This is a genomic window from Aquabacter spiritensis (assembly GCF_004346185.1).
Lineage (GTDB): Bacteria > Pseudomonadota > Alphaproteobacteria > Rhizobiales > Xanthobacteraceae > Aquabacter > Aquabacter spiritensis.
Genome location: NZ_SMAI01000001.1, coordinates 270035 through 280857 on the forward strand (window position 1 = coordinate 270035; position 10823 = coordinate 280857).

The 10823-nt window shown below is 69.6% G+C and carries 11 protein-coding genes; 4 read left to right on the forward strand and 7 right to left on the reverse strand.

Annotation, left to right across the window (positions count from 1 at the left end):
• Positions 1-14 precede the first annotated feature (14 nt).
• Genes EDC64_RS01260 through EDC64_RS01280 form a run of 5 tightly spaced genes read right to left on the reverse strand, consistent with a single transcriptional unit; the run spans position 15 to position 4732 of the window.
• On the reverse strand, positions 15-1298 hold the full coding sequence (locus EDC64_RS01260) for a TRAP transporter large permease (protein ID WP_132028881.1): 1284 nt from the start codon (positions 1296-1298) through the stop codon (positions 15-17).
• 9 nt (positions 1299-1307) lie between these two features.
• Entirely contained in the window at positions 1308-1790 is a 483-nt protein-coding gene (locus EDC64_RS01265) for a TRAP transporter small permease (RefSeq protein WP_132028884.1), read from the reverse strand.
• Positions 1791-1845: 55 nt separating this feature from the next.
• On the reverse strand, positions 1846-2838 hold the full coding sequence (locus EDC64_RS01270; protein ID WP_132028887.1) for a C4-dicarboxylate TRAP transporter substrate-binding protein: 993 nt from the start codon (positions 2836-2838) through the stop codon (positions 1846-1848).
• A gap of 53 nt (positions 2839-2891) precedes the next feature.
• Entirely contained in the window at positions 2892-3950 is a 1059-nt protein-coding gene (locus EDC64_RS01275; RefSeq protein WP_132029965.1) for an Ldh family oxidoreductase, read from the reverse strand.
• Positions 3951-3979: 29 nt separating this feature from the next.
• Positions 3980-4732: an SDR family oxidoreductase gene (locus EDC64_RS01280; protein WP_132028890.1), complete on the reverse strand. Its 753-nt coding sequence runs from the start codon at positions 4730-4732 to the stop codon at positions 3980-3982.
• Positions 4733-4868: 136 nt separating this feature from the next.
• On the opposite strand from EDC64_RS01280, the gene EDC64_RS01285 reads away from it, so the two are divergent.
• From EDC64_RS01285 to EDC64_RS01295, 3 genes are all read left to right on the forward strand, one after another.
• Positions 4869-5945 (forward strand): GntR family transcriptional regulator, encoded by a 1077-nt coding sequence (locus EDC64_RS01285; protein WP_207915861.1) that lies wholly within the window; start codon positions 4869-4871, stop codon positions 5943-5945.
• Positions 5946-6007: 62 nt separating this feature from the next.
• Positions 6008-6643: a TetR/AcrR family transcriptional regulator gene (locus EDC64_RS01290; RefSeq protein ID WP_132028892.1), complete on the forward strand. Its 636-nt coding sequence runs from the start codon at positions 6008-6010 to the stop codon at positions 6641-6643.
• Positions 6644-6752: 109 nt separating this feature from the next.
• On the forward strand, positions 6753-7178 hold the full coding sequence (locus EDC64_RS01295; protein ID WP_132028895.1) for a DUF2852 domain-containing protein: 426 nt from the start codon (positions 6753-6755) through the stop codon (positions 7176-7178).
• A 160-nt stretch (positions 7179-7338) separates the two neighbouring features.
• Here the strand turns inward: EDC64_RS01295 and EDC64_RS01300 are convergent, their stop codons facing one another.
• Positions 7339-8673, reverse strand: a complete 1335-nt coding sequence (locus EDC64_RS01300; protein ID WP_132028898.1) for a sensor histidine kinase — start codon at positions 8671-8673, stop codon at positions 7339-7341.
• Positions 8673-9320, reverse strand: coding sequence for a response regulator transcription factor (locus EDC64_RS01305; RefSeq protein WP_132028901.1), 648 nt, complete (start codon positions 9318-9320; stop codon positions 8673-8675). Before EDC64_RS01305 ends, EDC64_RS01300 begins: the two co-directional genes overlap by 1 nt.
• Before the next feature lie 377 nt (positions 9321-9697).
• On the opposite strand from EDC64_RS01305, the gene EDC64_RS01310 reads away from it, so the two are divergent.
• Positions 9698-10726, forward strand: coding sequence for an FAD-dependent oxidoreductase (locus EDC64_RS01310; protein ID WP_132028904.1), 1029 nt, complete (start codon positions 9698-9700; stop codon positions 10724-10726).
• Positions 10727-10823: the final 97 nt, after the last annotated feature.

Consider the following 10823-nt stretch of genomic DNA (forward strand, 5'->3'; position numbering starts at 1 on the left):
CCGGTCAATGGCGATCAGGGATTGAACAGAGCGTTGGGCAGGAACAGGACGAGGCTCGGCACGAACACCAAGGCCAGCGTCACCAGCGCCACCGCGATGAAGAAGGGGACGGATTCGCGGGTGTAATCCCCGACCGAGGTCCGCAGGATCGAGCAGACCGCATACATCGCCGCGCCGACCGGCGGGGTGAAATTGCCGATGGTCGCGGCGATGATGAAGACGATGCCGAAATGCACCGGCTCGCCGCCCAATTGGTCGATGAGCGGCAGGAAGATCGGCGTCAGCATGATGATCAGGACGGTGGAATCGATCACGAAGCCGGCGATCAGCACGAACAGGACGATCAACACCGTCACGCGTTCGAGGCTTTCGCTGAACCCGAGAATGGCGCCGGAAATCGCGTCCGGCACCTGCTCGTAGACGATGCCGTAGCTGAAGATGGCCGACAGCGCGATCAGGAACATCACCGCCCCGACATCGGCGAGGCTGTGGCTCAGGCCCTCGAAAAACGAGGCGCGGGTCAGCTTGCGGTGGACCACGACGCCGATGGCGATCGCATAGAGGACCGCAAAGGCGCCGATCTCGGACGGCGTGAACACGCCCATCCGCAGCCCGAGCAAGAGGAAGACCGGGAACAGAAGCGCCCAGATGCCGCCGCGCAGCGCGCGGCCGGCTTCCGCAAGGCCGACGCGGCGGGTGCGCTCCGGCGGATAGCCGCGCCGCCGCGCCGTGATCGCGACCGCGATGCCGAGCGCCAGCCAGAGCAGCAGAGCGGGGACGATGCCCGCCGCGAACATCCGGCCGATCGAGACCTGGCCGATCGTGCCATAGATGATCATGCCGAGCCCGGGCGGCACGATCGGCGTCAGCAGCGCCCCGAATGACAGGATTCCGGCCGCGAAACCCTTGGACATGCCGCGTTTGACCATGTCGGCGCCGAGCATCCGGCTCTGCATCGCCGCGTCGGCGATCGCCGAGCCGGACACGCCGCCCATCAGCACGGACAGCGCCAGCGACACCTGGGCGAGCCCGCCGCGCAGCCGCCCGGTCAGCACCGAAGCGAGCTTCAGCAATTGCTCGGTGATGCCGGAGACATTGAGGAAATTGCCCGCGATGATGAAAAGCGGGATGGCGAGGAGGGTGAAGTTCTGGGTCTGGGACACGGTGATCTGGACCGGGATGGTGGCCGGCAGATCCGGGTTCTGGAAGAAGAAGACGAGGCCCGACAAACCGATGGCGAAGGCCACCGGCATGCCGATCAGGATGAGGACGACGAAAGCGAGCGCGACGAGGAGCATAGCGTGGCCTCACTGCGCCGGGGCGGGGTCTGCGCGCCGCAGAAATGCGGCGATCTTGAACAGCGTCGTGATCAGCAGGAGCAGCCCGCCCACCGCGAGGCTCGCCGTCACGAAGGAATAGCTCACGCCGGGGATGCCCTGGAACGTGCGGGTCCGGCTGATCCAGGAGAGCCAGAAGCCGGTGCCGCTGAGAAAGGCGAGGAAGCCGGCGATCAACAGATAATTGACCAGCGTGAGCAGGCGCTGCGCCGTCTCCGGCAGGCGCTCGGTCAGGATGTCCACCGCCATCAGCCCGTCGCGCCGCCAGGCGAGGTCGGCGCACAGGAAACAGGCCCAGGCGAACAGGCAGGTGGAGACGTCCATGGTCCAGTTGAGCGGATGGTGGAGCAGCCGCGCCACACCGCCGGCGAAGATCAGGACCACCATGAGGGCGAGGAAGACGCCGGCGACGACGGCTTCGACCCGGCCGAGAAAAGCGTAGGTTTTCCGCATCGAGGCCTCCGCCGGGTCGACCGGACGAGGGCGCCGGGCGCGCCGGCGCCCGGCGTCATTTCTTGCCGATTTCCTTCAGCACGGCGTCCTTCGCCTCGGTCAGGCCGAGCACCTGATAGGCCTTCTCGCCGGCCGCGCGGAACGCCGCGATGTCGACATCCTCGACCAGGGTCATGCCCTTCTGCTTCAGGAACGCCTTCTGCTCCGCTTCCGCGGCGAGAATCTTCTGCGAGGTGGCGCGGCCGGCGGTCTGGCATTCCTCGACCAGAGCGGTCTGGAAGTCGGGCGGCAGGCTGTCGAAGAACTTCGATCCCACCACCTGGAAGTTCACCAGCATGATGTGGCGCGTCTCGTCGGCATATTTCAGCACTTCGTAAAAGCGCCCGGCGGCGATGTTGCTGTAGACCAGCTCGACGCCGTCGATCGCCTTTTGCTGGAGCGCGGGATACATCTCGCCGAACGCCATGGCGACGGGAGAGGCCCCGAGCGCGCGGATCGATTCCTGCCAGATCGGCGCCGGCGGGGTGCGGATGCGCTGGCCGTTGAGGTCGGCGGGCTTGCGGACCGGGACATTGGTGAAGAAGTTGCGATAGCCCTGAACCCAGTCGAAGCACACCACCTTCAGCCCGTGCTGGTCCGCGAGTTCCTTCTCCCATTTCTGCAGGGTCGGCGCGCTTCCGAGCTTGATGACCTCGTCGAGCGTCTCCACGAAATAGGGGCCGTTCACCACCGCGATCGGCTTCACATAGATGCCGAGGCGGGCCGCATCGGTGTTCTGGCCGATATTGGCGCCCTGGCGCATCTGCTCGATGATGTCCTCCTCGACGCCCAATTGGGCGGAATGGAACACCTGCATCTTCAGCCCGCCTTTGGTGCGCGCCTCCACCGCCTTCGCCCAATCGAGGAAGCCCTGGTGGAACGGCTCGCGCGGGCCGAGCACGTGGTTGAAGCGCAGCGTAAATTGTTGCGCGACGGCGGGCGCCGCGAGGAGTGTTCCGAGGCCGATCGCCGCGCAAAGCGGGATGAGGGACGTCCGCAGCTTGATCATGGTTTCCTCCTTTGGGTCGCGTGCATAAGCCGGTTGGCGCCGGCGGGACGAACTCAGCCGGCCAAAGGACGCGGCCGGGGGATGGAAAAGCGGTCGGCGATGCGGTCGAAGGCCAGCGCGGTCGCCGGATCGATCGGAATGCCGGAGCGGGCGCGCCGCTCGGCCTCGCGCCATTCGCGGTCGCCCGGCGCCATCACCTCCCCGCCGCTCGCGGGGCGGGACCCGCGCAGGACCGCGAGATAGCGCGCGAGCCCGGCCTGGAACGCCTCCGGTTCGAGAAACGCCGAGGGCTGCAAAGCGAGAACGAAGGCGCCGACATTGCGCGCGGTGGCATAATCCGGCCCGCCCATGGGCGGGATGTCGAAGGACAGACGGGCCCCGGAGAGGACCGCGCTCAAGAGTTCGACCAGGCCGGCGAGCCCCGCGCCCTTGAAGCCGAAGGCCCCGCCGAGCGGCGCCAGCATCTCCACCAGGGAGGCGTCGCGCGTGTCGACGCCCTCCACGTCCGAGGCGGTTTCGGGCGGCAGCGCGCGGCCGAGGCTGCCATAGAGCAGCACCCGGTTGTAGGGGATGGCGCTGGTCGCCATGTCGAACAGCCAGGGCCGGCCGCCATCCACCGGGGCGGCGGCCGCGATCGGATTGGTGCCGTGGAAGCGTTCGGCGCCCGCGTGCAGGCGCACGAAACTGTCGGAATTGCAGAAGGCGAGGCCGACGAAGCCGCGCTCGGCGGCGGCCAAAGCATAGGCGCCCGCCGGGCCGAAATGGGACGAGTTGCGGATCGCCACCGCGCCGATGCCGAACTGCTCGGCCGCCGCCATCGCATGGTCCATGGCATAATACGCCGCGCGCGCGCCGTGGCCGTCATCGGCGTCGAGCGTCGCAACCGCGCCGAGCCGGCGGACGAACCGCATCTCCGGGTGTCCCTTGACCCGGCCGCCCGCGATCACGGTGACATAATGGTCGAGCAGGCGCACGCCGTGGCTGTCGACGCCGAGCCGCGACCCGTGCAGCATCGCCCGGCCGGCGGCTTCCGCGGTCTCCGCATCGGCCCCGGCGGCGGCGAGCGCAGCCGTGCAAAAGACAAAGAGGTCCGCCTCGGTGTAACGCGCGATGCGCACCGGAGCGGAATCGGGCCGCGCACTCACAGCGTCTGCCCCCCGTCCACCACGAGAAGCTGGCCGGTCATGAAGCCGGACTCCTCGCTGGCGAGATAGAGCGCGGCGGCGGCCATCTCCTCCACCGTCCCCAGCCGGCCCATGGGCTGGCGCGCGATGAAGGCGCGCCGCGTCGCCTCGGGATCGGGCGTCGCACCGATCCGATCCTCCAGAGACGGCGAGGCAGTGGTGCCAGGGCACAACGCATTGCAGCGGATGCCCGAAGCGATGAAGTCGCGCGCCACCGCTTTGGTGAGGCCGATCAGCGCCGCCTTGCTGGTGCCGTAGGCGGCGCGGTTGGCGACCCCGGACAGCGAGGAGGCCACCGAGGCGATATTGACGATGGCGCCGCCGCCCCGCGCGATCATGCCGGGGAGTGCCGCGCGGATGGTGCGGTAGGCCGAAGTGACGTTCTGGTCGAGGCTGGCGACGAAATCCTCTTCCGGGCAATCGAGCAGCGTTCCCGCATGCACGAAGGCGGCGCAATTCACGAGGATGTCGAGCGGCCCGGCGGCGGCGATGGCGGCCTTTGTGGCGGCGGCGTCCGTCACGTCGAGCGAAACCGGCGTGATGGCGGGATCGATCGCCGGCAGATCGGCCATCTTGGCGGCGGTGCGGCTGGCGGCGACGACCGAGGCGCCCTCCTGCGCGAAAGCGATGGCGATGGCGCGGCCCATGCCCTGCCCGGCTCCCGTGACGAAGGCGCGCTTGCCGAGAAGCCGGCCCGGCCGATCCACCATGGGTCTCCTCCTGTGCGGCCCCAGTCGTGCCGCCTCTTGATTTATGTTCAACGTATACACTGGACGTTTCTTCTGTAAACAGCGGCTTTGCGCCGGGCGCGCCAGCGGGCAAAATGGCGCGGTCGAAAGGGAGTCGATGGACCGTCCGACACCGGCCGCCGCCGGCCCGCAGAAATCAGCCGGCCCGCAGGAATCCGCCGGCCCGCAGGACTCCGCCGGCGGGCTGGAGGAGTCCGGCCCGGCCATGACGGGCGCCGCGCCGCGCCTCTACGAGCGGGCGCGCCGGATCCTCGCCGCGCGCATCGCCGAAGGGGCGCTCGCGCCGGGGAGCCGGTTGCTGGAATCCCATGTCGCGGAGCAGTTCGGCATTTCGCGCGCACCGGCCCGGCAGGCGCTGGAGCGGCTCGCCGCGCAGGGTCTTCTGGAGCGCGGCGAAGGCCACGGCTATCGCGTCGTGGCCGCGGCGGCGTCCGCGGTCCGCACGGCGGCGGGAGACGGTGGCGAAGCGCCGGTTCACCTCGCCGCCGAACCGACCTGGGCGCGGATCTACAAGGAGGTCGAGCAGGAGATCGTCGCCCGCACCGGCTTTTGCGCCTGGCGGGTGGTGGAGAACCATCTCGCGGCCTTCTACGGGGTCAGCCGGACGGTCGCGCGGGAGGTGGTGGCGCGGCTCCAGCAGCGCGGCATCGTGAAGAAGGACGGCCGGCTGCGCTGGTATGCGCCGGCTTTGACGCCCGGCTATGTCGGCGAACTCTACGAGATGCGGGCGCTGCTCGAACCGGTCGCGCTCGCGGGTGCCGCCGGGCATCTGCCCGAGGGCGCGGTCGCCGCGCTGACGGGCAATCTCGAGGCGGCGCTGGCGCGCGCGGCGGACCTCGAAGGGCCGGACCTGTCCGCGCTCGAAACCGAGCTGCATGTCGCCCTGCTCGGCCATTGCGGCAACCGGACGCTCATGGAGGCCGTCACTTATTATCAATCCATGCTGGTCGCCCACACCTTCCTTTATCGCTGGGCGCCGCGCTTCTATGCCACCGAACCTTTCCTGGAGGAGCACCTCACCGTCGCCCATCCGCTCGCCGCAGGGCGGGTGACCGAGGCCGGTGAGGCGCTGCGCGTGCATCTGCGCAATTCCCACGACCGCGCGGTGCATCGCATTGCGGTTGTCCGCCGCGACTTCCGGCCGGCGCCGCTGCCTTATCTCGAAGCGCTCTGAGGCGGACCTCGACGGCGCGGCGGCGCTCATGTAAACCCTCGTCACATGATCTGGTGCGTCGCATGAGCTGGTCGAAATCCGAGGGGGCGCGGGGCTATCACCACGGCAACCTCAAGGAGGCCCTGGTGCGGGCCGCGCTGGAGCTGATCGCGCAGAAGGGGCCGGGCGGCTTCACCTTCGCCGAGGCGGCGCGCGCAGCCGGGGTCAGCCCCGCCGCGCCGTACCGGCATTTTCGCGACCGTGACGAACTGATGGCCGATGTCGCGCGGCGCGGCTTCGAGGCGTTCGAGGCGGCGCTCGCTGCCGCCTGGGACAAGGGACGGCCCAATCCGAGCGCCGCATTGGAACGGCTCGGCAAGGCCTATCTCGCCTTCGCCCGCACCGAGCCGGCTTATTACGCCGCCATGTTCGAGGCCGGCGTGCCGCTCGATTCCAGTCCCGAGCTGCGGGCGGCCGGCGACCGCGCTTTCGCCGTGCTGCGCACCGCGGCGGAGGCCGTCGCCGCGGCGATTCCAGCAGGCGCACGGCCGCCGGCCTTGATGATGGCGCTGCACATCTGGTCGCTGGCCCACGGCATCGCCGCTCTGTTCGCGCGCGGCGACGGCGCGCGGCGCTCGCTGCCCATGTCGCCGGAAGACCTTCTGGAGGCCGGCACGCTGATCTATCTCCAGGGCCTCGGCGCCCCGCCCCGGACCTGACGCGCGATCCGCCGAATCCGCAATGCAGACGGGTGGCGCCGCCCTTGACAGTCGGCCCACCCCATCCTATCTATGTAAATGTAATTTACATTAACTCTTGGGGAGTGCCGTGACGATCGTATCGAAGCTCGACGAGCTCGGGTCCGGAGCCTGGATCGCCCTGGCGATCCTCGGTTTCGTCTTCTGGTGGCCGGCGGGCCTTGCGCTGCTGGCCTTCTCCATCTGGAGCGGTCGCCTCCGCTTTGGCTGCGGCCATCGCATGGAGCGGTTTCAGGACAAGATGGATCGCATGGGCGGCCGCATGGGGCGCCCGGGCGGCAATGGGTTCTGGGGTCCGCCCTCCAGCGGCAACCGCGCGTTCGACGATTACCGCGCCGAGACGCTGCGCCGCCTCGAAGACGAGCAGAAGGAGTTCAAGGACTTCCTCCAGCGTCTGCGGATGGCCAAGGACAAGGCCGAGTTCGACCAGTTCATGGCCGAGCGGCGCCGCGGCAATGGCGGGCAGACCCCGACCGAGCCGTCGCCCCAGACCTGATCCTCCGCGGCGCCTGCCAGCGCCCGCGCCGATCGGCTCGCATCGCGAACCGATCGGAGAACGGGTTCTCTTAAATGTTCGGACCCCGCGATGCCCGGCCAAGGCCGGGCATCGGCGTGTCCAGGCCGCCGAACCATCGCCTCGAGGACCCGGCTCCGTATCACGGGCCGGACGAGCGGACTGCGCTCGGCGGCCGTTCCACCGACCGGTCCACGGCCCCCTCGCCCGCCTCCGCCGCGAAACCAAGGCGGAAACAGGCACCCGCGGCGCCCGCGACATATGCGATCTCCCCGCCCATTCCGGCCATGCGACTCGCCGCGATGAACAGGCCCAGCCCGGACCCGGGCTCGCCCGTCGCCGGCGCCCGGCTGCCGCGGATGAACCGATCGAACAGCGCGGCGCGATCGGCCGCCGGCACCCCGGGTCCTTGATCCGAGACGTCGCAGACCCAGCGCGCGCCGCGCCACAGGCGCACCCGGACGGTCGCCCCGTCCGGCGAGAATTTCACCGCATTGGACAAGAGGTTGTCCATCACCTGGACGAACCCCTCGGGGTCCAGCAACACCGCGACATCGCCGGCCGGCGCCTCCAGTTCGATCCGCACGGCACGCCCCGCCGCCCGCAGCCGGGCGCGGGCGATCGCGGCCGCGAGGATCGGGCGCGGATTGGCGATCATGAGCAAAGGCCCGCGCTCCGCCCGCGCCTCGGCCGCGTGCCTGTCGAGCAGGCGGTTCACCAACGCCAGGAGATCGCCGCAGACGCGCGCCGCCTGTCCGAGCACCTCGCTCGGAAGGGCGGCCCCCCGACGGCCGAGGGCGAACAGATCGTGCAGGCCGAGCAGCGGGCTGCGCAGATCGTGCGCGGTGATCGCCATGAGGTCCGCGAGCTGCCGGTTGCGCGCCGCGAGCGCCGCATTGGCCGCCGCGAGCGCCCGGCGCCGGCTGAATTCGGCGCACCGCGCCCGATAGAGCAGCACCGAGACCAACCCCGCCACCGCCGCCCCCGCACTGTTCTGAAGCAGGACCGGCAGGAGCGCGGCCGGCGGCGCCACGTAGGAGATCAGCGCCACGAAGACCAGGTGGTTGGCGAGCAGCACGGGCAGGAACAAAGCCGGCGGCAGGACGAACACGGTCGCCGCCATCACCACGCCGAGGCTATAGACCGGATTTTCCCCGAAGGCGCGGCCGACCAGAACGTAATAGCCGTCCATGAACGCCAAAGCGAGGAGGACGACCGTCCAGACATAGAGCGCGCGCAGGCGGGAGTCCGGCGGGCGTCGCCGCACAAAAGGTCCGGCGGCGAGAAAGCCGGCGGCGCTCGCGAGATCCACCATCAGGAGGCGACTCACCCAGCCGAAGCGGGGATCCGCCCAGAGGCTCACGATCGTCCCCAGCGTCAGCGCCATCGCCACCAGAAGCAGCCAGGGAATGCGCGCGAGATTGAGGGCGATGCACTCGCGGCGGAAGGCGCGCGCCACCTCCGCCGCGGCATCCATCACAGATGCCCGGTGCGGACATAGTCCGCGGCGCGCTGCTCCAGTTGACGCGCGCTTTCGAGCCCCAGCTTCACCTTCAGGCGCTCGCGATAGGTGCCGACGGTCTTGATGCTGAGGCACAGATCCTCAGCGATCGCCGCCGTGCCCTTGCCGATGCCGAGCAGACGCAGCACCTGGAGCTCCCGGTCCGACAAGTCGCCGAGCCCCGGCACCGGCCGACCGCCCGCAACCACCTGAAACATCGCGCGCTGCACGGCGGGGCTGGCATAGCACGCGCCGCCCCTCATCGCCGCGAGCGCGTTCGGCACCTCCTCGATGCCGGCATCCTTCATCAGATAGCCGGCCGCACCCGCCTGGAAGGCACGCGGCGCATAGGTCAGTTCGGGCTGGGCGGAATAAGCGAGAATCCGGCTCTGCGGCGAGCGGGCGTGAAGATCGCGCACGAGATCGATCCCGTCCCGCCCGCCGAGCATCAGGTCGACCACGGCGAAGGCGGGCCGCAGCAGCGAGGTCTTGAGCTTCGCGTCGGCGACCGTGCCGGCCTCGGCACAGACCGCGAAGCGGCCGTCGATCGCGAGGATCTGCGCCAGGCCGAACCGCGTCACCGGATGATCGTCGACGATCAGGACATCGGGCCTCTGCGACATCGCGACCCCCAAGCTCTGCGCGCGTAGGTGCCGAGCCTACACCAAAAATCGGTCGCCCGCGCCGACGCGCCGCAGACCCTCCGGAGCTTAACATCCTGCCGCACCTGAAGGATCGCCCGCGGAGGCGCGGCCAGGATGTCTCCGGAGAACGTCGCCGATGAGCCGGTCCGATTTTGCATCCGCGCGCGAGCGTCCGTTCGTTCTGGCGCCCAGCCATCCGGCGCCCGCCGCTTTGGCCGCCGCCGGGCTTCTCTCCGCGGGTCCGATCCTCGACCTCGCGTGGCGCCGAAATCGGCCGGCCGCTCCTCGCCCTCCCTGGCGCGTCGAGAGCCTCCGCGTGATCACGGCGCCCCTTCCTCCGCAGCACAGGTGACGTCATGAAGATCATTATCGCAGGCGCCGGCATCGGCGGCATGGCTCTGGCGGCGCTGCTGCGCCAGCGCGGCGCTGCCGCCACGCTCTGTGAGCGGGCGGAGAGCTTCGACCAGAGCGGCTACATGATCGGCCTCTATCCGCTCGGCGCGCGGGTGCTCCATGGCCTCGGCCTGATGGACGACTTCAAGGCCGCGCGCGCGCCGTTCGTCACCTATACGGTCTGCAACGGGCATGGCGAAGAGGTCCACAGCTACGATATCGGCGCCATGCTCGACCAGTTCGGTGCGTCCGGCTGCCTGATGCGCGGCACGCTCCTCGACCTGATGCGCACCCGCTGTGCCGACCTGCCGCTGCATTTCGGCACGCGGGTCGAGGATTTCGTCGATGACGGGGAAAAAGTCACCGTCACCTTGTCCGATGGGGCCACCGACACCTGCGACCTCCTGATCGGCGCCGACGGCATCCATTCCACCGTGCGGCGGAGATTGTTCGGCGACCAGCCGGACCACGAGACCGGCTGGGGCTGCTGGGTCTGGATCGCGCGGCACACCGACCGGCCGGCGACGCTCACCAAGGAATATTGGGGCGCCGGCCGCTTTCTCGGCCTCTACCCCATCAAGGGGGCGGTGGGCGTGGTCGCGGCCGGCCGGACGCAGGACATCGGCCCCGACGCGACCCGGCGGGACGGACGCAAAGTGAAGCAGCATTTCGCCCCGCTCGGCCCCAGCGTCGCCGATCTGTTTGCCGAGCTGCCGGACGATCTCGGCGAGGTGTTCTGGTGGAACCTCTCCGATTTCCGCGCCGCGCGCTGGGTGAAGGGGCGGGTCGCGCTGCTCGGCGATGCCGCCTGCGCCTTCCTGCCGACGGCGGGCGTGGGCGCGTCCATGGCGCTGGAATCGGCGGCGGTGATGGACGACGAACTCGGCCGGACCGATGCGGCCTTCCTGCCCGGCGCTCTGGCGCGCTACGAGACCCGGCGCAGCACAGGGCGGAGGGCTTCCAGCAGGAGTCCCGCAAGCTCGCCGCGATGATGGCGGTGACCTCCGCCCCCATCGCCTGGGGGCGCGACCAATTGATGAAATTCTACACCCTCGACATGCTGGCCAAGACCATCATGAAGTCGCTCGC

Bases quoted from the DNA above. Each gene is read 5' to 3' on its own strand.
- EDC64_RS01305 (WP_132028901.1), bottom strand. From the start codon at position 9,320: ATGTCGCAGAGGCCCGATGTCCTGATCGTCGACGATCATCCGGTGACG.
- EDC64_RS01260 (WP_132028881.1), bottom strand. From the start codon at position 1,298: ATGCTCCTCGTCGCGCTCGCTTTCGTCGTCCTCATCCTGATCGGCATG.
- EDC64_RS01290 (WP_132028892.1), top strand. From the start codon at position 6,008: ATGAGCTGGTCGAAATCCGAGGGGGCGCGGGGCTATCACCACGGCAAC.
- EDC64_RS01265 (WP_132028884.1), bottom strand. From the start codon at position 1,790: ATGCGGAAAACCTACGCTTTTCTCGGCCGGGTCGAAGCCGTCGTCGCC.
- EDC64_RS01300 (WP_132028898.1), bottom strand. From the start codon at position 8,673: ATGGATGCCGCGGCGGAGGTGGCGCGCGCCTTCCGCCGCGAGTGCATC.
- EDC64_RS01280 (WP_132028890.1), bottom strand. From the start codon at position 4,732: ATGGTGGATCGGCCGGGCCGGCTTCTCGGCAAGCGCGCCTTCGTCACG.
- EDC64_RS01310 (WP_132028904.1), top strand. From the start codon at position 9,698: ATGAAGATCATTATCGCAGGCGCCGGCATCGGCGGCATGGCTCTGGCG.
- EDC64_RS01285 (WP_207915861.1), top strand. From the start codon at position 4,869: ATGGACCGTCCGACACCGGCCGCCGCCGGCCCGCAGAAATCAGCCGGC.
- EDC64_RS01270 (WP_132028887.1), bottom strand. From the start codon at position 2,838: ATGATCAAGCTGCGGACGTCCCTCATCCCGCTTTGCGCGGCGATCGGC.